The sequence below is a fragment of the Pseudomonas sp. ESBL9 genome (assembly GCF_036668715.1).
Lineage (GTDB): Bacteria > Pseudomonadota > Gammaproteobacteria > Pseudomonadales > Pseudomonadaceae > Aquipseudomonas > Aquipseudomonas lundensis.
The window spans coordinates 386,157-410,369 of record NZ_JAZEVV010000002.1 but is presented as its reverse complement, the minus strand read 5'-3'; the positions used below and the strand labels follow the sequence as shown (position 1 = coordinate 410,369).

Annotated in this window: 21 protein-coding genes; 16 read left to right on the top strand and 5 right to left on the bottom strand. The window is 60.2% G+C overall.

Annotated features, from left to right (window positions below):
- The first annotated feature begins 213 nt into the window (after positions 1-213).
- The 10 genes from V6F78_RS08370 to V6F78_RS08325 all read left to right on the top strand — a co-directional run bounded on the left by V6F78_RS08370 (position 214) and on the right by V6F78_RS08325 (position 12,818).
- Positions 214-1,569 (top strand): M16 family metallopeptidase, encoded by a 1,356-nt coding sequence (locus V6F78_RS08370; RefSeq protein ID WP_047278405.1) that lies wholly within the window; start codon positions 214-216, stop codon positions 1,567-1,569.
- Positions 1,562-3,052: a M16 family metallopeptidase gene (locus V6F78_RS08365; RefSeq protein WP_047279468.1), complete on the top strand. Its 1,491-nt coding sequence runs from the start codon at positions 1,562-1,564 to the stop codon at positions 3,050-3,052. Before V6F78_RS08370 ends, V6F78_RS08365 begins: the two co-directional genes overlap by 8 nt.
- Positions 3,052-3,660, top strand: coding sequence for a 16S rRNA (guanine(966)-N(2))-methyltransferase RsmD (gene rsmD / locus V6F78_RS08360; protein ID WP_047278409.1), 609 nt, complete (start codon positions 3,052-3,054; stop codon positions 3,658-3,660). Before V6F78_RS08365 ends, rsmD begins: the two co-directional genes overlap by 1 nt.
- Before the next feature lie 186 nt (positions 3,661-3,846).
- Positions 3,847-5,100 (top strand): M16 family metallopeptidase, encoded by a 1,254-nt coding sequence (locus V6F78_RS08355; protein ID WP_169858386.1) that lies wholly within the window; start codon positions 3,847-3,849, stop codon positions 5,098-5,100.
- 101 nt (positions 5,101-5,201) lie between these two features.
- Entirely contained in the window at positions 5,202-6,548 is a 1,347-nt protein-coding gene (locus V6F78_RS08350; protein WP_203304932.1) for a M16 family metallopeptidase, read from the top strand.
- Positions 6,541-7,974 (top strand): M16 family metallopeptidase, encoded by a 1,434-nt coding sequence (locus V6F78_RS08345; protein WP_332726954.1) that lies wholly within the window; start codon positions 6,541-6,543, stop codon positions 7,972-7,974. Before V6F78_RS08350 ends, V6F78_RS08345 begins: the two co-directional genes overlap by 8 nt.
- A gap of 93 nt (positions 7,975-8,067) precedes the next feature.
- On the top strand, positions 8,068-9,414 hold the full coding sequence (locus V6F78_RS08340; protein WP_169858388.1) for a M16 family metallopeptidase: 1,347 nt from the start codon (positions 8,068-8,070) through the stop codon (positions 9,412-9,414).
- Entirely contained in the window at positions 9,407-10,951 is a 1,545-nt protein-coding gene (locus V6F78_RS08335; protein ID WP_332726953.1) for a M16 family metallopeptidase, read from the top strand. The genes V6F78_RS08340 and V6F78_RS08335 overlap by 8 nt, the downstream gene beginning before the upstream one ends.
- An 8-nt stretch (positions 10,952-10,959) precedes the next feature.
- The gene (locus tag V6F78_RS08330) at positions 10,960-11,991 is read left to right on the top strand and encodes a hydrolase (RefSeq protein ID WP_047278423.1); all 1,032 of its coding nucleotides are present in this window, start codon (positions 10,960-10,962) and stop codon (positions 11,989-11,991) included.
- Positions 11,991-12,818, top strand: coding sequence for an AraC family transcriptional regulator (locus tag V6F78_RS08325; RefSeq protein WP_047296137.1), 828 nt, complete (start codon positions 11,991-11,993; stop codon positions 12,816-12,818). The genes V6F78_RS08330 and V6F78_RS08325 overlap by 1 nt, the downstream gene beginning before the upstream one ends.
- 48 nt (positions 12,819-12,866) lie before the next feature.
- Here the strand turns inward: V6F78_RS08325 and V6F78_RS08320 are convergent, their stop codons facing one another.
- Positions 12,867-13,721, bottom strand: a complete 855-nt coding sequence (locus V6F78_RS08320; protein WP_332726952.1) for a sulfurtransferase — start codon at positions 13,719-13,721, stop codon at positions 12,867-12,869.
- Positions 13,722-13,750: 29 nt separating this feature from the next.
- Positions 13,751-14,419 (bottom strand): TetR/AcrR family transcriptional regulator, encoded by a 669-nt coding sequence (locus V6F78_RS08315; protein WP_047279477.1) that lies wholly within the window; start codon positions 14,417-14,419, stop codon positions 13,751-13,753.
- A 162-nt stretch (positions 14,420-14,581) separates the two neighbouring features.
- Here V6F78_RS08315 and V6F78_RS08310 point away from each other — a divergent pair, with 162 nt between their 5' ends.
- The 5 genes from V6F78_RS08310 to V6F78_RS08290 all read left to right on the top strand — a co-directional run bounded on the left by V6F78_RS08310 (position 14,582) and on the right by V6F78_RS08290 (position 19,174).
- Positions 14,582-16,012 (top strand): coniferyl aldehyde dehydrogenase, encoded by a 1,431-nt coding sequence (locus V6F78_RS08310; RefSeq protein WP_332726951.1) that lies wholly within the window; start codon positions 14,582-14,584, stop codon positions 16,010-16,012.
- Between the two features lie 16 nt (positions 16,013-16,028).
- Entirely contained in the window at positions 16,029-16,574 is a 546-nt protein-coding gene (locus V6F78_RS08305; RefSeq protein ID WP_047296142.1) for a hypothetical protein, read from the top strand.
- Between the two features lie 42 nt (positions 16,575-16,616).
- The gene (locus V6F78_RS08300; protein WP_332726950.1) at positions 16,617-18,215 is read left to right on the top strand and encodes a GMC family oxidoreductase; all 1,599 of its coding nucleotides are present in this window, start codon (positions 16,617-16,619) and stop codon (positions 18,213-18,215) included.
- A gap of 124 nt (positions 18,216-18,339) precedes the next feature.
- Positions 18,340-18,822: a pantetheine-phosphate adenylyltransferase gene (coaD, locus tag V6F78_RS08295; RefSeq protein WP_047278434.1), complete on the top strand. Its 483-nt coding sequence runs from the start codon at positions 18,340-18,342 to the stop codon at positions 18,820-18,822.
- Between the two features lie 100 nt (positions 18,823-18,922).
- Positions 18,923-19,174: a YfhL family 4Fe-4S dicluster ferredoxin gene (locus V6F78_RS08290; protein WP_047278436.1), complete on the top strand. Its 252-nt coding sequence runs from the start codon at positions 18,923-18,925 to the stop codon at positions 19,172-19,174.
- Positions 19,175-19,207: 33 nt separating this feature from the next.
- Here the strand turns inward: V6F78_RS08290 and mutM are convergent, their stop codons facing one another.
- Positions 19,208-20,020 carry a bifunctional DNA-formamidopyrimidine glycosylase/DNA-(apurinic or apyrimidinic site) lyase gene (gene mutM / locus V6F78_RS08285; protein WP_047278438.1) on the bottom strand — a complete coding sequence of 271 codons (813 nt, stop codon included), beginning with the start codon at positions 20,018-20,020 and terminating at the stop codon, positions 19,208-19,210.
- Between the two features lie 23 nt (positions 20,021-20,043).
- A complete protein-coding gene (locus V6F78_RS08280; protein ID WP_169838894.1) occupies positions 20,044-20,856 on the bottom strand; it encodes an HDOD domain-containing protein in 813 nt (270 codons plus the stop codon).
- 201 nt (positions 20,857-21,057) lie between these two features.
- Here V6F78_RS08280 and V6F78_RS08275 point away from each other — a divergent pair, with 201 nt between their 5' ends.
- The gene (locus V6F78_RS08275; protein ID WP_047278442.1) at positions 21,058-22,254 is read left to right on the top strand and encodes a class I SAM-dependent rRNA methyltransferase; all 1,197 of its coding nucleotides are present in this window, start codon (positions 21,058-21,060) and stop codon (positions 22,252-22,254) included.
- A 50-nt stretch (positions 22,255-22,304) separates the two neighbouring features.
- Here the strand turns inward: V6F78_RS08275 and V6F78_RS08270 are convergent, their stop codons facing one another.
- Positions 22,305-23,996, bottom strand: coding sequence for a DUF4153 domain-containing protein (locus tag V6F78_RS08270; protein ID WP_047296148.1), 1,692 nt, complete (start codon positions 23,994-23,996; stop codon positions 22,305-22,307).
- Positions 23,997-24,213: the final 217 nt, after the last annotated feature.

Sequence of the window (24,213 nt, the reverse complement as noted above, 5' to 3'; positions counted from 1 at the left end):
TACTCGGAACCGGATCGGGAAAATCGGCAAAAAAGCGAAATTTACCGGGATACATCCACACTTCCAAGCGGGCTCCTATACTGCCCGATCAAACGTCGTCTGATCGTCAAAGGCCTGATAGGCGTGGCCGCCAGTAAAACGGATCAGTATCCTAGCACCTCCTCACCCGCAGACGCTAAGGCCAAGCGGGCAGCCCTACAGGTTTAAAAACGAATGAATGCTCTAGCCCGCCGCGCTGCTGGCCTGTTGCTCAGCACAGTTTGCCTTCCACTTTCGGCCTTGGCAGCCGAGCCGCAACCCACCCATGAGTTCCGTCTGGACAATGGCCTTAAAGTCATCGTCCGCGAAGACCACCGCGCACCAGTCGTGGTGTCGCAGGTCTGGTACAAGGTGGGCTCCAGTTACGAGACACCCGGCAAGACCGGCCTGTCCCATGCCCTTGAACACATGATGTTCAAAGGCAGCAACAAGGTGGGGCCCGGCGAAGCCTCGTTGATCCTGCGCGACCTGGGCGCACAGGAAAACGCCTTCACCAGCGACGACTACACCGCGTATTACCAGGTACTGGCCCGCGACCGTCTGGGCGTGGCCTTTGAGCTGGAAGCCGACCGCATGGCCAGCCTGCGTCTGCCGCCCGAAGAGTTCAAACGCGAGATCGAAGTCATCAAGGAAGAGCGCCGTTTGCGCACCGATGACCAACCGATGAGCAAAGCCTACGAACTGTTCAGCGCCATGGCCTACCCGTCCAGCGGCTACCACACCCCGACCATCGGCTGGATGGTCGACCTGGAGCGCATGAGCGTTGCCGAGCTGCGCGCGTGGTACGAAGAGTGGTATGCACCGAACAACGCCACGCTGGTGGTGGTCGGGGACGTCACCCCGGACGAAGTCAAAGCATTGGCCCAGCGTTATTTCGGCCCGGTGGTCAAGCGTGAAGTACCGATCGCCAAGGCTCCGCTTGAACTGCCGACCCCCGGCGAGCGCCTGCTCAAGGTTCATGTGCAGACCCAACTCCCAAGTCTGATGATGGGCTTTAACGTGCCGAGCGTGTCCACCGCCAAAGACCCGGTCACGGCCAACGCCCTGCGCCTGATCTCGGCCCTGCTGGACGGCGGCTACAGCGCGCGCATGCCCACTCAACTGGAGCGCGGTGAAGAACTGGTCTCCGGCGCATCGTCAAGCTATGACGCGTTCACCCGGGGCGACAGCCTGTTCCTGCTCAGCGCCATGCCCAACAGCCAGAAGAAGGTCACGATGGCTCAAGCCGAAGCTGGCCTGTGGCGCTTGCTCGACGACCTGAAAAAGACGCCGCCCACGCCTGAAGAATTGGAACGCGTTCGCGCTCAAGTGATCGCCGGTTTGGTCTACGAACGTGACTCGATCACCTCGCAAGCCACGTCCATCGGTCAGCTTGAAACAGTCGGTTTGTCCTGGAAGCTGATGGACACCGAGCTGCAAGACCTGCAAAAAGTGACCCCGGCCGACATCCAGCAAGCCGCCCGCACCTATTTCACTCGCGACCGTCTGAGCGTTGCGCACGTACTGCCCGAGGAGAAAACCCATGAGTGAGCGTAAAGGTCCCCGCTACGCCCTGCTCGGCCTGACCGCCGCTGTTCTGGTCGGCGCACTCGGCTACTATTTCGCCAGCCCGGCTGAGTCCGTAGCCAGCCCGGCACTGGAAAACGCCAAGACCGAGCACACACTGGAGTCGCTGGCAGAACTGGACGGCAAGGCCCCCAGCCACCGCGCCATGAATGTTCAAACCTGGAAAACCGCCGAAGGCTCCAAAGTCCTGTTTGTTGAAGCCCGCCAGTTGCCGATGTTCGACCTGCGCGTGACCTTCGCCGCCGGCAGCAGTCAGGACGACAACACCCCGGGACTGGCCTTGCTGACCAATGCCATGCTCAATGAAGGCGTTGCCGGTAAAGATGTCGGCGCCATCGCCCAGGGTTTTGAGGGCCTGGGAGCCGAGTTCGGCAATGGTGCCTATCGCGACATGGCCGTGGCCTCCCTGCGCAGCCTGAGCGACCCGGCCAAACGCGCGCCTGCGTTAAACCTGTTTGCTGAAGTGATTGGCCAACCGACCTTCCCGGCCGACTCGTTGGCCCGCATCAAAAACCAACTGCTGGCCAGCTTTGAATTCCAGAAGCAAAACCCCGGCAAACTGGCCAGCGATGAGCTGTTCAAGCGCCTGTACGGCAATCACCCGTATGCTCACGCCAGCGACGGCAATGCTCAAACCGTGACGTCAATTACCGTCGACCAGCTCAAAGCCTTCCACAACAAGGCTTATACGGCGGGCAACGCCGTGATCGCGATCGTCGGCGACCTGTCGCGCGAAGAGGCCCAAGCCATGGCCGCCCAAGTATCGGCCGCACTGCCCAAAGGCCCTGCGCTGCCAAAAACCGTGCAGCCGACCGAGCCCAAGCCGGGTGCAACCCACATCGAGTTCCCGTCCAAGCAAACTCATTTGCTGCTGTCGCAATTGGGCATTGACCGCGACGACCCGGACTACGCCGCGTTGTCGCTGGGCAATCAGGTACTCGGCGGTGGCGGTTTCGGTACGCGCCTGATGACGCAAGTGCGCGAGAAACGCGGCCTGACCTACGGCGTGTACTCCAACTTCAGCCCGATGCAGGCTCGCGGTCCGTTCATGATCAACCTGCAAACCCGCGCAGAGCTGAGCGAAGGCACGCTCAAGCTGGTGCAGGACATCCTCGCCGACTACCTCAAAGAAGGTCCGACGCAAAAAGAACTCGACGATGCCAAACGTGAACTGGCCGGCAGCTTCCCGCTGTCCACTGCCAGCAACGCTGCCATCGTCGGCCAACTGGGCGCGATGGGCTTCTACGATTTGCCTTTGGACTATCTCGAAACCTTCATGCAGCAGTCCCAGAACCTGACCACCGAGCAGGTCAAGGCCGCCATGAACAAGCACCTGAGCGCCGACAAAATGGTCGTGGTGACCGCCGGCCCAACCGTGCCGCAAAAACCACTGCCGCCTCCAACCGATAAACCTTCAGAGCAACCTCTTGGGGTTCCGGAGCATTAATGGCAAAGCCCAAAAACACATCGCACTCGGGTGCGGGTCAGTTACGCATCATTGGCGGGGAATGGCGCAGCCGCAAGCTCGACTTCCCCCACGTAGAAGGCCTGCGGCCTACACCCGACCGTGTACGTGAAACCCTGTTCAACTGGCTCGCGCCCTACATCGGCGGCGCCAAGGTCCTGGACGTGTTTGCCGGCAGCGGCGCACTGTTCCTCGAAGCCATGTCCCGTGGCGCCGCCAAGGGCGTGGCACTGGACAGCAATCGCGATGCGATTTCCAACATCCGCGAGAACATGGGCATCCTGCGGTGCACCGTAGGCCAGGTGCAGCAGACGGACGCCCTGCGTTATCTGGATGCCGCCCCCGGCGACACGTTTGACGTGGTCTTCCTCGACCCGCCGTTCCACAAGGACCTGCTCAAGCCTGCCTGCGACCTGCTGGAACAGCGCGGCTGGCTGGCAGACGAGGCCTGGGTCTACACCGAGAGCGAAGTCCGCCCTTCGGAACTGGGCTTACCTGCCAACTGGCGCCTGCACCGCGAACAAAAAGCCGGGGGCGTGAACTACGCCCTGTGGCAGCGTGAAGCGCCTCAGGTGCCTGCTGAACAATAAGCGCCGCTGACCTCTGTGCAGTCGCTGCCGTCCATGGCGGCAACGACTGCATGTCACCTGCAACTGCCCTATCTATGTACCGCCTCGCCTGCCCGGCAACCACGCATTCTGTTTGCTCGACCCGATCGCTCTCCTTACGTGCGCATCTGCACCGATCGGCGTTATCCAAACAACGGAATGTGAACCATGAGCCCTACCACTGAAAAACCGACTTACGCCTACACACTGGACAACGGCCTGCACGTCGTTGTGCGCCAGGATCACCGCACCGAGGCTATCTGCGCCTCGTTGTTCCACAAAGTCGGCACCGACCATGAACGCCCGGACCAGCGCGGTCTGGCCTATCTGGCGGGTGGCGCCACCTTCAAAGACAAAGCGTTGGAGAAGACAATCGGCGCCGTTGCCAACGGCTGGCTCGATTACCACCTCAGCACTTACAGCCTCGAAGCGCCGCGAACCGGACTGCAAACGGTTCTGCAATTGCTGGCGGGCAGGATGGCAACCCCCGTACTGACCCAGGAGCGCCTCAACAAAGGCCTCCTGCGCACGCGAGAACTGGAACTGAGCGAGCCGTACTTCACCTCGGATCACTGGATCAGCCCTGAATTCGAACAGCTGATTTTCCCCTCGGCCGGCAAGGTCTACAAATTTGCAAACATCGACCACCTTGAGTGCATGACGGTCGCGGATGTACTGCGCTGGCATGAAGAAGGCTACGCGCCCAACAATTCGATTTTGGTCGTGGCAGGCGATACCACCCTTGAAGAGATTCAACCTTTGGTCCAGCGCATGTTTGGCGGTGTTCCGCGTTTCAATGGCTTTACTCCGATAGAACATCCTGCCAGCCAGCCCCTTGGCGATGAACGCAGACTCACTCAATACCTCGATACCCCGAGGCCGCGCCTGCAACTGGCCTTCAACACCCCTGGGCTGGCCACCGTTGAAGACACACGCGACCTGCGCGCGTTGCAAGTCATCAGCGCCTTGCTGACCAGAGGCCCGCAGGCCTGGCTACCGGGCAAGTTGTCCGGTGGCGCGCAAAACCTGAGCAGCGCGATCAGCCGCTTTCCGGGCTATCGCCTGAAAGATGATCTGTTCCTGATCAGCGCCACCCTCGGCGAACACACCTCGGCGTCTATCGATCACGTTGAGCTGGAAATAAAGCAACTGCTGGAAACACTCAAAAATCACGCGCTGGATACAGACACGCTGTGCTACGGCCGACATCAGGCCCTGGCCTACCTTAACGATCTGGACACCCTGGAAATGCAGGCCTCGGTGATCGGCAACCTGCTTGCCATCGGTCAATCCTGGACGCTGATCGATGACGAAGCCCAACAGATACGCCGCATCACGGCCGAGGACATCCTGCGTGTGGCCAACACGTACTTCACACCGGAACGCTTGAGTGTGGCGCATATCCTGCCGCGCACCCCTTGACCCCCACTGAGTAAGGCGCGCTACCTATATACCGCCTTGCTGCATTCGGGTTGATCCACCCTGTTCTGACCTACAAACAGAACACTCAAGGATCCTCCCGGATGAAACTCCCGCTCTTGGGTCGCTGGCTAATCGCCTTGTGGTTGCCAGCGACCGTTCATGCCCACTCACACCCCGTTACTCACGTTTTCACACTCGACAACGGCCTGAAGGTCGTCGTCCGCGAAGATCACCGCGCCCCCGTGGTGGCGTCCCAGCTTTGGTACAAAGTCGGCGCCAGCTATGAGCAGGAAGGGCAAACAGGTGTGTCCCACGCGCTGGAACATATGGTGTTCAAAGGCAGCAGCAAGTTGCCTGAAGGCCAGGCGGTGAAGGTGTTTGATTCGCTGGGCGTCAGTCACCAGGCCACCACCCGCCCCGATGCCACGTTCTACACGCAGCTACAGGCGAAAAACCGGCTGGCGGTGTCGCTGGAAGTACTTGCCGATCAGATGCGCAGCGCACGCTGGAGTGAAGCCCAGTTACAGACCGAATTACAGGTCATCCAAAAGGAACGCCTGACCACCGTCGACCACAACCTGTGGAGCCTGATCAACGAGCGGCTTAAAACCACGGCCCATGTGGCCAGCACCTATAAAAACCCGATTCTGGGCTGGATGCATGACATCCAGCGCATGCCCGAGCCGCCACTCACCCAGTGGTATCGACAGTGGTACGCGCCAAACAATGCCGTTCTGGTCATCGCCGGCGACGTTACCCTGGCGCAGGTCAAAGCCATGGTCACCGAGCATTTCGCCGCGCTGTTCGCACGCCCGCTGCCCACGGCACGGCCACCGGTCGAACTGCATCGTCTCGGGCGCCGCGAGTTGCACCTTGGCCTCCCCAGCCCCAATGGCAAGCTGGCCCTGGCGTTTAACGTGCCCAGTTTAAAAACCGCAAAAGACCCTCAAACCGCCTTTGGCCTGCTGGTGCTCAACGAGTTGCTGGCCAGCAGCAACAGCTCATCCCTCAAGGTCAGTCTGCTCCATGAACAAGGGTTGCTGGCAGGCGCTTATTCCCATTACGACCTGTTGAACCGCGGCGATGGCCTGCTCAGGTTGTGGGCTGAAATCAGCCCTTCGAGCACGCAGACGCCCCACGACATCGAGCGCCTGATCTGGGCGCACTTTGATGGGCTAAAAACCACGCCCGTCAGCGCTGAAATCCTGGACCGCGCCAAACGCAGAATCATCACCAAGCGCATCTATGCCCACGATCAAGTCGAGAAACAAGCCAGCGAACTGGGCGAACTGGAAAGCATCGGGCTGCCCTGGTCCACCCTCGACACTCAGGCCCGGAGCGTGCTGGCACTGACCGCATCTGACATTCAGCAACTGGCCCGCACCTACCTCACTGAAAACCGCTACAGCGCCGCTTACCTGCCGGGGCCGGAGAAAAAACATGACTGACCTGTGCCCGACGCCAAAGCGTTCCTCCTTCCTGCGCGCAGCACGTTCAGTGCTGGTCATCAGCCTGAGCCTGAACGCCGCGGCGCACGCCGTAGAACCCGTATCGACGGGGCTGAAGACCCTGGAGACCCTTGATGACAGCCACATTGCCAACCGCCCCCTGAAGGTTCATGCCTGGTCAACCCATGAAGGCACCGGCGTGCTCTTTATCGAAACCCGCGAGATTCCTGTGGTGGACCTAAGCGTGCGCTTCTCGGCAGGCAGCAGCCGGGACGATGACATGCCGGGGCGAGCCGCGCTGACCTTGAAACTGTTGCATCAAGGCATTGAGGGCAAGGACGCGCAGACCATTGCCGACACCTTCGATCAACTGGGCGCGCAAGTGACGTCTTCCGTGGACAAGGACGAAGTGCGCGTGAACCTGCGCACCCTGAGCGAACCAAAGACGCGCAGCGCGGCCGTTGAGCTGTTCACGCAACTGGTCAGCGCCCCCGCGTTTTCCCCGGCGGCCACCGAGCGCATCAAGGCAACCGCACTCAACGAACTCACGCTGGCCCGGCAAAACCCCGCTTTGCTCACCCAACAGGCCCTGCATGCACAGCTATACGCCGGTCATCCTTACGCCAGTGCGCAGGCAGGCAACGAGCAGAGCATCGCAAAGCTCGGGGCTGAACACCTGCGGGCCTTCCATCAACAGGCCTACAGCGCCTCCAATGCCTTGCTGGTGATGGTCGGTGACCTCTCGCTGGACGACGCCACAACGCTCAGCATCGCCTTGAGCCAGGCATTACCTCAAGGGCAGAAACTGGCGCCCATTGCGCTGAGCATGGGCATGGCAACCCGGCCCGACCATGCGCACGTTGAAGCGCTCTCCGGCCAGACCCACATCATGCTGGCGCAGCCCGGCATACCGGCCAATCACCCCGATTACGTCGCGCTACAAGTGGCCAGCCTGCTGTTCGGTGGCTCCGGTCATAACCGCCTGATTAATGAGCTACGCCATAAGCGCGGGTTGACCTACAGTGCAGCGTCCTTCATGCCGCTGTGGGAGGCGGGAGGCCCCTGGACCATCAGCGTGCAAACCGATCCCGACCACCAAGAGGCCACGATCAGGCTTGTCAAAACACTGTTTGAGCAATGGTTGGACGAAGGGCCGACCGAGCAAGAACTGGTCGACGTCAAGCGACGGCTCGCGGGGAACCTGCCGCTGACCAGCGCCAGCAATGCGCAAATGCTGCAACAGTTGCTACTCATCGGCGCACACGGGTTACCCCGCAACTTCGACGCGCTGGTCATGCAAGCGCAACAGCTGACGCCTGCGCACATCAAAGCGGTCATAAACCGGTATCTCAAGGCCGATCAATGGGTGATAACCAGCCATGGCCCCACGACGACCCAGCGTCCTTTACCTGTCCCGGCGCCCTGAATGCCCGGCGCCGATCATTGCGTACTTATGTAACGCACGTGCAACAGGCGTGTGACGCAACCTGTCCTGACGAACAATCGTCAGGACACCCCCATGAGACCACTTCTCGCCGCACTGGTATTCGGCGTCATGTTGCAACCGCTGTTGGCGTTCGCCAGCCGCCCACCATCGATTCATGAGTTCATGCTCGACAACGGCCTGAAGCTCATTGTTTATGAAGACCACCACGCCCCTCTGGTTCACTCCCACCTGTGGTATCGCATTGGTTCGAACCAGGAAGGCCCCGGCCAGACAGGCCTGTCACACGCCTTGGAACACATGCTGTTCAATGGCAGCAGCAAACTGTGCTCGGGCGAGTCTGACCAGATTCTGCAACACCTGGGCGGCAGCGAAAATGCCACGACCCTGAATGACGCAACCCTCTACTTTCACACCCTGCCTGCGCACGCCCTGGGCGTGAGTTTTGAAATTCTGGCCGACCAGATGAGCACCTCGCACCTGTCCGCCACCCAGTGGGGCGGCGAGCGAGAAGTGATCAAAAACGAACGCAGTGAGTCCTTTGAAAACCATCCCCTGAGACGCGCACTGGAGTTGCCACGACGCCTGGCGCTGCCTGCAAGCGCTGCGGGCAACCCGGTCATCGGGTGGCGGCATGACCTGGATCGTCTGCAAATAGAAGACTTGAAGCATTGGTACGGCCACTGGTACGCGCCCAATAACGCGGTACTGGTGGTCACCGGCGATGTGGATGCACAGCAGGTCAAACAGCTGGCCGAGCGTTACTTCGGGCCCATCGTGCGACGACCATTGCCTTACAGCCCTGCCCCCCTCGAACTACCGGCACCGGGTGAACGTCGCATCACCCAATACATCCCTCAGCAGATTCCTGTGCTCTACATGGCCTTCAACGTACCCAGCCTGAAGACGCAAGCAGACCCCACGATCGCCCCGGCACTGGAACTGCTCAGCGAGTTGCTGGCAGGCGCAAACAGCTCGCTGTTCAAGACCCGGCTAGCCCATCAGGAAGGCTTGGTGAGCGGCATAACCGCTCACTACACGGCCGTCAGTCAGGGTGATGAGTTGTTCAGCATCCGGGCCTTGCCTGACCTCGAGAAAGCCGGGTCCATGGAGGCAGTCAAAACCCGGATCCTGGCCCTTATCGACACGCTGAAAACGGCCCCTCCCCGTCAGCAGGACCTGGACCGCGCACGCGTTCAGATCACTGCCCGACGCGTGTTCGATCAGGACGAACTGTCGAACCGGGCGTTGCAGTTGGGCGAGCAGGAGATGGCCGGGCTGGACTGGCGTTCGGAACAGGCAAGGCTCGACACCCTGAAAGCCATCACCCCACAAGACGTTCAACGCGTGGTGCGCACCTTCCTCGCAACCGATCGCCTGACCACCAGCTACGCACTGCCTGAGGAGATGCCTCATGAATAATCCCGAGACCTTTACTCGCTGCGCACTCACCTGCCTGATTGCACTGCTGGGGATTGCCCTGTGCACGGGTCATTACCTTCACGCTGCCGAAAACCCGGCACCCTTGCTGCCTTTGCAATCGCTGCGCGAACTGACAGAACTCGAAGCCGTCACCACCGCACCGCTCATCCAGTCCTGGAGGCTTAAACAAGGCACCCGCGTGCTGTTTGTCGAAAGTCACCGCTTGCCCATGATTGACCTGAAACTCAGCTTTGCCGCCGGCAGTTATCACGATGGCGATAGCCCAGGGCTGGCCGCCATGACCCAATCGCTGTTCAGCGGGGACTCGGCGCTCAAGCCAGCGAATGACATTGCCCGCGGGTTTGACCGTTACGGCGTGAAAATCACCCACGGTATCGACACCGAACACAGCTATTACACGCTCAGAAGCCTAAGCGACAAAGCTATCCTTGACCCGGTGATGGCCCTGTTTACCGAGACCCTCACCCGCCCCACCTTCAGCGAGGCAAACCTGCAGCGGATCCGGCGGTCGCTGCAGACGGATCTCAAACTCGAACAATCGCTCCCCGAGTCACGGGCGCTGGCCTTGATACGAGCCACCCTGTACAAGGACCACCCGCTGTCGCGCCCGGTCAATGGCACGACGCAAAGCCTTGAACACATCGATGCCCGGCAGGTGCGTGATTTCTATCGTCGCGCTTATACCGCCGCCAACGCACACATCGTGATAGTGGGCGACCTGACGCCGGAACAGGCGCGGGCGTTCAGCCAGCACCTGGCCGATGCGCTGCCACAAGGTCCGGCGCTGGCGGCTGCGCCCACCTTCACCGCGGCGCCAAGCACTGGCCAGCACGTGCATCTGGAGGAAGATGCCAACCGGACGCTGCTGTTGATGATGCAAAACGCCTTGCCCAATCAGCACCCGGACGCCATCGCGATTCGTATCGCCAATGTCGTGTTTTCTCACGTACTCAATGCCCAGTTACGCGAAAAATACAGCGTGACCTACGGGGTGTTTTCCGACATCGAACATGCCCGTGGCGCCACGGGCTGGATGATCCAGTTCAGCACCCCGCCCCACTACAGCCGCGAAGCCCTGAACCTGGCCAAAACGCTGTTTGCGCAATTTCTCAAAGAAGGCCCGAGCGACGAACAACTGGACACCATCAAACACTATCTGCGCCAGGCTCTGCCCCAATTGATGGCGACCAACAAGAACCTGCTCAATGAACTGGGAATCATCAACCGCTTCGACCAGGCGTTGGATTTCACGCTCAAAACCGCTGACATTCAAAAAACGACCCCGCAACAGATCACCGCGGCCATGCAACGGCACCTTCACGCTGACCGCTGGGTGAGCCTGACGCTGGGTCCCAGCGTCGAGCAACTGCCCCTACCCGATGTCGTCACCGACACGCCCGACGCCCGGCTGGCCTGCACGTCGACCAACTGGGCAAGCCCCGGCCAGCACACACTGCTTGGGCACCGCTCCGTGTTGTGGCAACTTAAGCACACCCCACCCCCTGTCACCGATTGAGAACTTAAGTGCGCGCTCCAGTTTCCCCTGCGTTACCTGTTGAATCGTTTAACCCTGCTTCAGGCCTTGGCAACCCACATCTGCAAACGTTATGGGGGCCGTTGTGGCGTACCAAACCTGTGGTTGAACACCAGCGAGAGCGGCTGTGGCTCGACGATGGCGACTTTCTGGACCTGGATTGGCATGGCGCGCCATCGGCCTATCAACCGCTGGTGTTACTCCTGCATGGCTTGACCGGCTCTTCGGGGTCGCATTACATCGTGGGCCAACAATGCGCGCTGGCGGCTCAGGGCTGGGCCAGCGTGGCGTTGAACTGGCGTGGGTGCTCCGGGGAACCCAACCTGCTGGCGCGCAGTTACCATTCCGGGGCCAGTGAAGACTTGGCCGCCGCCGTCGCCCACCTGCGTGCACGCTTCCCGCTGGCGCCGCTGTATGCCGTGGGCTACTCGCTGGGCGGCAACGTCTTGCTCAAATACTTGGGCGAATCGGGCAGCGCCAGTGGTCTGCAGGGCGCAGTCGCGGTGTCGGTGCCGTTCCGACTGGACCAATGCGCAGACCGCATCGGACTAGGGTTTTCCAAGGTGTATCAAGCGCATTTCATGCGCGAGATGGTGGCGTACGTCAAAAACAAACAGCGTCAGTTCACCCACGACGCCAAGCAGGAAGGCCTGGCCACGCTGGCCAAACTGGGCACGCTTAAATCCCTGAGCAAAATGCGTACGTTTTGGGAGTTCGATGACCGGGTCACGGCCCCGCTCAACGGCTATCTGAATGTGGACGACTATTACCGCCGTGCGTCCAGCCGTTACTACCTGGGCGCTATCGAGACACCGACGTTGATTATCCAGTCCGAAGATGACCCGTTCGTGTTCAAGCACAGCATTCCCGAAGCCAGCGAGCTGTCACCCTGCACCGAGCTGGAGCTGCACGCCAGGGGCGGCCATGTGGGCTTCGTGGAAGGTTCCTTGAGAACACCGCGTTACTACCTTGAACGCCGCATTCCGCAGTGGCTGGCCAGCCTGAAACATGAGTCGGCGTGATGAACGGCAAACAAGGTGAGTCGATCCGTTTCTGGCAAACAGCCCCGCTGACAGGGGTCGAGTTACTCACCGCGCGCTACATCGAACACCGTTTCGTGCCCCATGTGCACGATGGCTTTGTGATCGGCATGATCATGGCCGGTGCCCAGCGTTATCGGTATCGCGGGGCTGAACACCTGGCGCCCACCGGGACGCTGGTGCTCATCAACCCCGACGAAGTGCATAACGGGCACAAAGGCCACGACGCCGGCTGGCGCTACCGCGCCTTCTACCCTGACAACGCGCAGATGCACAGCCTGCTGGAGGAACTGAACCTGCCCGGCACGCACTTGCCCACGTTCAACGAGACGCTGCTGCAAGACCCCGAACTGTTCAGTGGGCTGTGCCACTTGCACCAACAGCTCGAAGGCCCGGAATCGGCGCTGCAACAACAAACCGTCTGGCGGCAGATGATGCTTGCGCTGCTCAGCCGCCATGCCCGTTTGCCGCAACCGGCCCCACCGGGGGTGGAGCACCGGGCGGTGAGGCAGGCCAAAGAACTGTTGCAGACACGCCTGGCGCACCCGCCATCGCTGGAAGAACTGGCGGCAGCCGTCAATTTGTCGCCGTTTCACTTTGCGCGGGTCTTTCAGCGCGCCACGGGCATGCCGCCGCACGCCTGGTTGATGCAGCAACGCGTCGCTCACGCGCGGGCTTTATTGCAACAAGGTTGCTTGCCGGTACACGTCGCGACCCAACTGGGATTCGCGGACCAAAGCCACCTCAGCCGACAATTCAAAAAGGTTTACGGTGTGGGGCCTGCGGCCTACCGGGCCGCGTGTACCTGACACCGATCAATCCGCAGTTGCCCGCTCACCCGGCGGCTACCGCGCCTCCTACTCGCCCGTCGCAACGCCGCGCTGCGGGTCATTGATCCATTCGCTCCATGACCCGGCGTAGAGTTTGCCCAGCGGATAACCGGCCAACGCCAGCGCGAACAAGTTATGACACGCCGTCACGCCAGAACCACAGTACGCCACCAGTTCATCCGGCGAGCGATCACCGAGTTTTTCGGCAAAACGCTGCTTGAGTTGCTCAACCGGGAGAAACCGCCCGCTGCTGTCGAGGTTTTCGCCAAAAGCCGCACATTGCGCACCCGGGATATGCCCGGCCACCGGGTCGATCGGTTCAACCTCGCCCCGAAAGCGCGGCAATGCGCGAGCATCGATCAAGGTCAGGGCAGGGTCGTTGAGGCGCTTTTGCAGCGCTTGGGCCTTGATCAGCAACTGATTGTCCGGTGCTCCGTCAAAATGCCCCCGGGGAAGCCTGACCGAATCAAGGTTCAGCGGAAAACCCGCGGCGTGCCAGGCTTTAAGGCCGCCGTCGAGCACAAACACCCCGTCCCGCTTGCCCAGCCACGCCAACAACCACCACGCTCGCGCGGCAAATGCCCCCGGACCGTCGTCATACAGCACCACATCGCTGTCGTTGTTCATGCCCCACCCGCGCAAACGCTCTATCAGCTCATCGGGATCAGGCAACGGATGACGCCCCGTGACGCCTTTGGTCACCGGGCCACTCAAGTCGCGTTCCAGGTCGGCAAACTGCGCGCCCTCGATGTGGCCTTCGGCATAGCTGCGCAGCCCGTAGTCCGGGTCTTCAAGCGCAAAGCGGCAATCCAGAATGACCAGTCCGGGCTGGGACTGGCGTTCGTTCAGGGCTTGAGGGCTGATCAATTGCGCAACGGGCATCGTGAACTCCTGTGACGGATCAAAAGCAGTTAGTGAGAATCCAGGGCGTTTTCCAGCGGAACGTAATATTCCTTGATGAGTTCATCAACCGCCTCCCGGGCCTGATCGGTGACGAACCCGGCTTCCAGTACCAGCAGTTGATAAACACCACGTTTGATCGCCTGCTCGCTGAGCTGGTCGCTGTTCTCACGCGTGGTACACAGAAACCCGACCCATGACGTCAGGATGATCCACGCATTGAGGGTCAACGACTCGATTTGCAGCGGGGTCATGTTGAGAATCCCCGCCTCGACGAAGCTCGCATAAATCAGCTGGGCCTGCTTCAGGCAGTTTTGCGAGAAAAGCCGGTAACGGGAGGCCAGCTCGCTGTCGCTGTGCAGTAAATGCTCAATGTCGCGGTACAAGAACCGGTAGCGCCACATCGCATCGAGCAGTTGCTGCAAGTAGAAATGTTTATCGGCAACCGTCGCCAGACGCCCTTCTGGCGCGCGCAAAAAGCTCAGGACAAGCGTTTCGTATTCGCCAAACAAAACGGCGATGATCGCCTGCTTATTGGGGAAGTGGTAATACAGATTGCCCGGAGAAATCTCCATGTGCGCCGCAATGTGGTTGGTGCTCACACTGCGCTCGCCCAACTGGTTAAACAGCTCCAGGCTGGTGTTGACAATACGCTGGCTGGTTTTTATTCGTGCGGCCATGGTCTTGAGCTTTACTTGAGAACGAATGGCATCTTACGGCCTAACCCCGAATCGATAAACAACACGACAGGCAGGCCCCCTGATTGACAACTTAGAGCATACGCTCTAGAAACGACCTGGCTCTTGTAAACATTACCTAAAAAAAACGACCCGGAGCGGATCATGTCTGTAGACAGTGCCTACCATCAAGACACCACAGTCCTACCGACTGATCTTCTCTCCCTGCTCGACAAACAGCGTCAGGCCTACGCTGCGCATCCTTATCCTCCGCTTGCACAACGCCAGCAGTGGCTCAAAAGCCTACGGCGGTTGCTCAGCGATGAACGCGAGGTGTTAATCGACGCCATCAGCCAGGACTTTAGCCACCGCAGCCCTGACGAAACGCTGTTTGCCGAACTGATGCCCAGCCTGCACAACATCGATTACGCCCTTAAACACCTTAAACGCTGGATGAAACCCTCTTCCCGCAGCGTAGGCGTAATGTTCCAGCCCGCCAGCGCCCGCGTCCTGTATCAGCCTCTGGGCGTGATCGGGATCATAGTCCCGTGGAATTACCCGCTGTTTCTAGCGATGGGCCCCTTGATCGGTGCGTTGGCGGCGGGCAACCGGGTGATGCTCAAACTCAGTGAATTCACCCCGGCCACCGGGCGCTTGCTCAAAGACCTGCTGGGGCGGATTTTCCCCGATGACATGGTCACCGTGGTGCTGGGCGATGCCGAGGTCGCAGTGGCTTTTTCTTCTTTGCCAGTGGACCACTTGCTGTTCACCGGCTCGACCCATGTGGGCAAGTTGGTGATGCGTGCGGCGGCCGAACACCTGACGCCGGTCACGCTGGAACTGGGGGGCAAATCCCCGGCCATTGTCTCGGCCGACGTACCGCTCAAGGACGCCGCCCAGCGCATCGCCTGGGGCAAAAGCCTGAATGCGGGACAAACCTGTATAGCCCCTGATTACGTGTTGGTGCCTGAAGACCGGGTCGGCGCTTTTATTGATGCGTATCGTCAGGTGATGCACAGCTTTTATCCGACGCTGAGCGATAACCCGGACTACACAGCCATCATCAACGAGCGGCAACTGGCGCGCCTGGAGCATTTGAAAACCGATGCCAGCGCCAAAGGCGCACGTCTGATACCGCTGTACGAGCAGGGCCAGGGCCGACGCATGCCCCATTGCCTGCTGCTGGAGGTCAACGACGAGATGCAGGTGATGCAGGAGGAAATCTTCGGTCCGCTCCTGCCGATCGTGCCGTATCGCAACCTGGAACAGGCATTGGCCTACATCAACGACAGACCCCGCCCGCTCGCGCTCTATTATTTCGGCTACAACAAGGCCGAACAGCAACGGGTGTTTGAAAACACCCACTCAGGCGGCGTGTGCGTGAATGAAACCTTGCTGCACGTGGCCATCGACGACCTGCCTTTTGGCGGCGTGGGGCCTTCCGGGATGGGCTGCTATCACGGTCACGAAGGGTTTTTGACCTTCAGCCATGCCAAAGCCGTCCTGACCAAGCAACGTGTGAACAGCTCGCTGGCCATCTACCCGCCCTACGGACGCACACTCGGGCGCTGGGTGCAGAAACTCTTTATTCGCTGATCGACGAGGAGTGGGCATGCCTGACGCCCGTATGGAAAACGCACTGTTGTCACGCCGAGGCGTCATGAAAGTCGGCCTGGTGGCCAGTACCTTATTGGCCACCGCCGGCTTAACCGCCAGCCTCAGTGGTTGCTCGTCCAACGACCGCGCCTGTGGCTTTGCGGTCCTGCGCAACCGTGACCTGCCCTTTTTGCAGGCATTGATCCCCGTCATGCTGGCCGGCAGCGTCTCATCATCACTGATGCCCGGTGCAAACGATGCCACCCTGCATAAACTGGACAGCAACCTCAGTCACTTGTCACCCGCGCTATTAACGCTCACTCAGCAACTGTTTGATGTGCTGGCCATGCCCGTCACACGCGGCCCGCTCACCGGTGTCTGGGGCGCTTGGGAAAACGCCAGCCCGGAACGTATTCGGCATTTTCTCGAACGCTGGCAGAACAGCAGCCTGAGCCTGCTGCGCATGGGGCATGCCTCCCTGCTGCAACTGGTGATGATGAGTTGGTACGAACGACCGGAATCCTGGGCACAGTGCGGGTATCCCGGGCCGCCGACTGTCTGACCCGCGTTATCCAAAACAATAAAAACCAATGGATACCTCCTTATGCCTGTCCCCGACCTCTTTCGCGACGGCATGGCCCGTGGCTGGAAAACCCTCAACGGTGCGCAGCTCGACCATGACCTGATCCTGGACGCCGACGTTGCCATCATCGGCAGTGGCGCAGGGGGCGGCACCACGGCCGAGATCCTCAGTGCAGCGGGCTTGAAAGTGCTGTTGATCGAAGAAGGCCCGCTCAAAACCAGCAGTGATTTCAAGATGCTCGAAGACGAGGCCTATGCCAGCCTCTATCAGGAGGGTATCGGCCGCATGAGCAAAGACGGCGCCGTGAGCATTTTGCAAGGCCGGGCTGTGGGCGGGACCACGCTGGTGAATTGGACGTCCAGCTTTCGCACGCCCGCGCCCACCCTTGAACAGTGGGCCCGTGAGCATGCGGTGGTCGGTCATGGCAGCGAACAGATGGCGCCCTGGTTCGAGCGCATGGAACAACGCCTGGGCGTAGCCCCCTGGCGGGTCCCGCCCAATGCCAATAATCAGGTGCTGCAAACCGGCTGCGAGCAGTTGGGTTACAGCTGGCACGTCATCCCGCGCAACGTGCGCGGGTGCTGGAACCTCGGTTATTGCGGCATGGGCTGCCCGACCAACGCCAAACAGTCGATGCTGGTAACGACCATCCCCGCCACCCTCGAAAACGGGGGGCAATTGCTGTATCTGGCACGCGCCCACCGCCTGTTGATTAAGGGCGATCAGGTCACAGGGCTTGAATGCCAAGCCATGGACCCGCGCTGCGTCGCCCCCACCGGCCGGCTGATCACGGTCAGGGCGCGGCATTACGTGCTCTCGGGCGGTGGGATCAATACCCCCGGCCTGTTGCTGAGGTCAGACGCACCCGATCCCCATAAAACGCTGGGCAAGCGGACATTTCTGCACGTGGTCAACTTTTCTGCCGCACAGTTTCCTACCGCCATTAACGGGTTTTACGGTGCCCCGCAGTCGATTTACTCAGACCATTTTCAGTGGAAAGACGGCGTGAACGGGCCGATGGGCTACAAACTCGAAGTACCGCCCTTGCACCCGGCGTTGGCCGCCACCCTGTTTGCCCGCTATGGCGAAACCGGTGCGCAGCACATGGCGCAATTGCCCAACACCCAGATGATGCTGGCCCTGATGCGCGACGGTTTTCACCCCGACAGCCCCGGCGGCAGCGTTGAATTGCGCAGCGACGGCTCTGCGGTGCTGGATTACCGCCTCACGGCATACGGCTGGGAGGGGTTGAGGCGGGCCTTTCACAGCATGGCCGAGGTTCAATTTGCCGCAGGCGCCAGCGCCGTGATGCCACTGCACAGCGATGCGCGTATGTGCACAAACCTGCGAGAAACCCGTGAACTGATCGACAGTTTGAGCCTTGAGCTGTATCGGACACGTCTGGCCAGCGCCCACGTCATGGGCGGCTGCGCGATGGGTGAGAATCCGCACTTCGCCGTCACTGACAGCCTTGGACGACATCATCAACTGAGCAATGTGTCGGTACATGACGGCTCATTATTCCCCACCAGCATTGGCGCCAACCCGCAACTGTCGGTGTATGGGCTCACGGCAAAACTGGCGACACTGCTGACCGAACGCCTGGTAAAAGCCGGATGAAAACTGAAAATAATCAGCAAATCGGCGGCGTCTATAGTGCTTTCTACTGCGAATGGCGACTTGGCCGACCGGGATTGCTGCGATACCATCCGACTCCCCAACGGATTCCCGCCAGGACGACGCGATGAACCGAGTGTTGTACCCAGGTACATTCGACCCTATTACCAAGGGCCATGGCGACCTGGTTGAACGCGCTTCGCGCCTGTTCGACCACGTCATCATTGCTGTCGCTGCCAGCCCCAAGAAAAACCCGCTGTTCCCCCTGGAACAACGCGTTGAGCTGGCGCGCGAAGTCACCAAACACCTGCCCAATGTCGAAGTGGTCGGTTTCTCGACCCTGCTTGCGCATTTCGCCAAAGAGCAGAACGCCAATGTATTTTTGCGCGGCCTGCGAGCGGTGTCGGACTTCGAATATGAGTTTCAGCTGGCGAACATGAATCGCCAACTGGCACCGGATGTTGAGAGTCTGTTCCTGACGCCGTCAGAGCGTTATTCGTTCATATCATCGACGTTAGTGCGAGAAATCGCAGCGTTGGGCGGTGATATCAGCAAGTTCGTGCACCCGGCCGTGGCCGATGCCCTGACTGAGCGCTTTCGCAAGAAGTGACCGCTGAAGCGGCGCCCGCGTGCACTGCGGGCGCCAATGCGGCACAATTGTCCGCATTCGATTTCAGTTGCCCGGGCCGACCGCCCCGGCAGGAGTACCCATGTCCCTGATCATCACCGACGATTGCATCAATTGCGACGTCTGCGAACCCGAGTGTCCGAACGCCGCGATCTCCCAAGGCGAAGAGATCTACGTCATTGACCCGAACCTGTGCACCCAGTGTGTCGGTCACTACGACGAGCCGCAGTGCCAGCAGGTCTGCCCGGTCGACTGCATCCCGCTGGATGAAGCCCACCCGGAAACCGAAGAACAGCTGATGGAAAAATACCGTCAGATCACTGGCAAGGCGTAAAACAACACGGCGCCGTCAGCCGCGCGACCCGACTTAGGTCTGGCAGCGCGGGCAGAACACGCTTGAGCGCTGGCCCAGCTTGACCTCGCGCAATTCGCTGCCGCACACCTTGCACTGCTCGTAGGCGCGCCCGTACACAAACAGTTCTTGCTGGAAGTAGCCGGGCTGGCCATCGCCACCGATGAAGTCCCGCAGGGTGGTGCCCCCGCGCTCAATGGCTGCCGCCAATATGCGTTTGATCTCTATCGCCAGCTTCAGATAGCGAGCCCGCGAAATGCTTTTGGCTTCGCGGCGCGGGTCAATGCCCGCCGCAAACAGCGCTTCAGTCGCATAGATATTGCCCACGCCCACCACGACGGCGTTGTCCATGATGAACGGCTTGACCGCCATGGCGCGTTTGCGCGACAGCTGGAACAAGCGCTCGCCGTCAAACAGGTCGGTCAGTGGCTCAGGCCCCAGACGCAACAGCAATGCGTGGTTGAGCGGGTCGTGGGTCCAGAGCATCGCGCCAAAGCGGCGCGGGTCGGTGTAGCGCAGGGCAAGCCCGGACTCCAGTTCGATGTCCACGTGCTCATGCTTGGCCGCCAGTGACCCCGCCTCAACCAGACGCAAATTACCCGACATGCCCAAATGGCTGATCAATGTCCCGACTTCGGCGTTAATCAGCAGGTACTTGGCGCGACGTTCGACCCCGACGATTTTCTGCCCGGACAAACGCACATCCAGGTCTTCGGGAATCGGCCAACGCAGGCGCCGCTCACGCACGATCACCCGGCTGACCCGCTGCCCTTCGAGGTGCGGGGCAATGCCGCGGCGAGTGGTTTCGACTTCAGGTAATTCAGGCATTCGACACTCCGGCAGGGGACAACCTAGTGGGCACCCAGCTCGCGGATGCTTTCCTTGAGGTTCTCAAAGTCATATTCGGACAGACCGATGTAATCCAGCACCAGATGGCTGATGCTGTTCCATTCGTGGTCTTCGCGCTGAATGCCCAAGACCTTGTGCGAGGCACAAATATGCTCGGCCATCTTGAGGATCGCCAGCAGGTTTTTCAGTTGGCTGTGGCGCGACGAGTCGTCGCTGAAGATCGCCAGCGCGTTGTGGTGATTGGCAATGGCGTGGGTCAGGTGTTCCGGCAAGCGCCAGGACTTGGCCGTGTAGTAGCCGACCACCGCATGGTTGGTGTTGAAGTGGGTGTTTTCGGTGTCGACCACGCGACTGTTCGGGCCGGCATTGGCGTAGGCCTGTTCCAGCACTGACATGTAGTTGGGGAAGCGCTTGAGCATCAACGGGATGCCGCAATCGTGAAACAGCCCTAACGCGTAGGCTTCATCGACCGCCTGCGAACCGGTGCGCTTGGCCAGTGTCATGCTGGTCATGGCCACGTCCTGGGCGCTGTCCCAGAACCGGTTGAGGGTCACGATGGTTTCGTCGCACATCTCGCCTTTGATCGACTGCGCATTGATCAAATTGATCACCGTCCGGCAGCCCAGCAACGTCACGGCCCGCTTGATGGACGCAATCTTGTTGGTCAGGCCGTAATGCGGCGAGTTGACGATTTTCAGCAAGGCGCCCGACAAACCGGGGTCTTGGGCGATCAGGCGGGAAATGGCCTCCAGGTCCGGATCGGGCATGTACTGCTCCATCTGCAAATCCACCATGATTTGCGGTTGAGGCGGCACGCTAATGCCTTGCAGCGTTTGGCTGATCTGTTCGGATGAAAGCTCTGGGGGCATGACGACACACTCTGGAATAGCCCGCGATTCTAACGGAATTTACCGCAGCTTTGCGCAGGCAATCCGACACAATGCGGTGAATCAGCCAAGCCCCGCGTGCGCGTCTAGGGCTATAATCGCGCCCTTTTCAATACCCGGAGCGACGTCATGTCCCTGCCAAGCCTGCGCCTTAAAGCCAATGCCGATCGACGCCTGCGCGCCGGCCACTTGTGGGTCTACAGCAACGAAATCGATGTAGCCACCACGCCGTTGCACGGTTTCAAGGCTGGCGACCAAGCGGTGCTGGAGACTGCTGGCGGCAAACCGCTGGGCATCGTTGCCATGAGCCCGAACAACCTGATCTGCGCGCGTTTGCTGTCGCGCGACGTCAAAGTGCCACTGGACAAGTCGTTCTTGGTTCACCGCCTCAACGTGGCGCTTTCGCTGCGTGATCGCCTGTTCGACAAACCGTTTTACCGCCTGGTGTACGGCGATTCGGATTTACTGCCGGGCCTGGTGGTGGATCGTTTCGGCGACATTCTGGTGGTGCAACTGGCTTCCGCGACCATGGAGCAGCACAAGGCCGACGTGATCGCGGCGCTGGTTCAGGTGGTCAAACCGAGCGGCATCCTGTTCAAGAACGACTCGGCCGCGCGTGATGCCGAAGGCCTTGAGCGTTACGTCGAAACCGTGTTTGGCTTGGTGCCGGAGTGGGTTGCGCTGGAAGAAAACGGCGTGAAGTTTGAAGCCCCGGTCATCGCCGGACAAAAAACCGGCTGGTTCTACGACCACCGCATGAACCGTGCCCGTCTGGCGCCGTATGCCAAGGGCAAGCGCGTTCTGGACCTGTACAGCTACATCGGCGGCTGGGGCATCCAGGCTGCTGCCTTTGGCGCCAGCGAAGTCATGTGCGTGGATGCATCGTCGTTCGCACTGGACGGCGTCGAGCGCAACGCGGCACTCAACGGTTTCGCGGACCGCGTGACCTGCCTGGAAGGCGACGTGTTTGAAGCGCTTAAAGAGCTGAAAGCCAACGAAGAGCGTTTCGACGTGATCGTGGCCGACCCGCCGGCGTTCATCAAACGCAAAAAAGACCTGAAAAACGGCGAAGGCGCCTACCGCCGCCTGAACGAGCAAGCCATGCGCCTGCTCACCAAAGACGGCATTCTGGTCAGCGCATCGTGCTCGATGCACTTGCCCGAAGACGACCTGCAAAACATCCTGCTGACCAGCGCCCGTCACCTGGACCGCAATATCCAGTTGCTGGAACGCGGCAGCCAGGGCCCGGATCACCCGGTACACCCGGCGATCCAGGAAACGCGCTACATCAAGAGCATCACCTGCCGTTTGCTGCCAAACAGCTAAACGGGCACGTTCCACAGCCGCTACCGACGGTAGCGGCTGTGGCTTCAGGCTTATGGCTGCGGTTCTCGATCCAGCTTGGGGCTCAGTTCTGTGGTGCCAATCTGCAACGACTGATAGCGCGGCTTGACCACCTTCACCTTCCCCTGTCGAATCGCCTCAATCAACTCGGGTGAGTTGTCGCTTTCCTCGTAGGTGCCCGCCCGTTTCCATTGGCCTTGGGCGTCGCGCGTAAAAAAGTACACAGGGCCCGACCACTTCTGCTTCGGCAACTGCAACACTTCCATCTGCCCGTCGTTATTCAGATCCACCGCCCACAACGCGCACCCCGGTGCCCAGCAGGGCTGGCCTCCGATGCCCCGATCAGCGAACTGCTCACTGCCTTCGATTTTAGGGCCGATCCATTCCAGCATCCGCTCATTTGGCCCGCTAACCCGGTCCCCCATGTCCGCCTCTTTGAGACGCTTCAACAGCACGTCACGCTGTGGCGCCGACAACACCTGCCCCTGCTCCACCTGCGCCAACAAGGCCTCAAAAGCCTGTTTGCCGGGAGGTCCCAAGCGGTAACGCAAGGTGTCTGCATCAAAGGTGTCGACCGACGCTTTGCCGCTCAAAACCCGGTTGACCTGATTCTGGGCACTGAACTGCAGCGGGCTGAACCACGGGGTATGAATCGCCAGTAACAGCAACACGCTCAACAACGCGATCAACGGGTTGCTGACTCGCAAACGCGCCAACCACTGATGCTGTGGCAGCACCACGGCCCAGGCAGCCGCCAGGCTGTGCAATACCATCACGACCACCAGCAGCATCGCCAACAGACGGGTCGGCGTCAGGCCATACTGTTCAATTCTTAACCAGGTCGAATACCCGGCCAGCACCACCAGAACCGGCAGGCACAACAAACACAGGTCGACCATGCGCAGTAGCCACTTGGGGTAGCCAATCTCGTGTTCGCCGTCCTGTACCACGCCGTTGAGCAGGAACAGGATGACGGCCACCAGACACACCATGATTGGCGTCGAATAACCCGTGTCCCAAATCGGCCCCAGCCCCGTGAAGGGCAAGGCGAAGGTAAACACCAGGGCAATCAGCACGCCAAGCGGCAGCAAGAACCGGCACAACGTGAGCAGAATGCCGCGCAGCAAGCCGATTACACGATCATTGTCCCGGCCCATCTTCAGGCCCAGAGCAAACACCATGGCCGAACTGATGTAGATAAATCCGTCGGTGGAAAACAGTGTGTTCAGCGCCACAATGCCGAGCATTTTGAACAGGCCGCCCCACAACAGGATCAACGCCCAGAACACTGCGTTAAGCAGCAGCCCCAGTAGCACGATGAACACCGTGTCCCACGCGTGGCGGAACAAGTCTTCGTAGCGAGGGAAACGCCCTTCGCGGGTCGGCCAGCTGAGGATGAAGGCCGTGCAAATGTACGCAATCACCACCCCGAAACAGGTCCAGCTGCCCGTCAGCCAACTGCTTGAACGCCACTGCTCACCCCCTTCCCAGAACACCCAGGCGCTGATGGCGCTCATCACGCCCGTCAGGCCCAGGACCAGCCAGCCGGTGCCGCGCTGACGCACGTTATCGCCCAACAGCAGCACGTTGATGCCCCCCACCAACACCGCCGTCACCAGCGCGAACTTGAGGCCGTTTTCGGTGATGGAACGGGCCAGCCAGAGCAACACCCCCTGCACGAGGCCAATGGCCAGGCAGGTCTTGATGGAGCGTGTAATGACCATCGTTCAAAATCCCTGTAAGAAAAGCACCTCGACACTGTAAGCCTTAATAGCAAAATCGCCTACATAGGACGTTTTTACCGAACTGCCTGAAGATAAAACACGTACTTAACTCTCACTTAAGATTATTCCTACGTAAAAGCGGGCAATAACTCACTTTATATAACATTGTTGTTTTTCCGTAAGCAGCTAGTTTTAACCAAGTCACTTTGAGAACGAC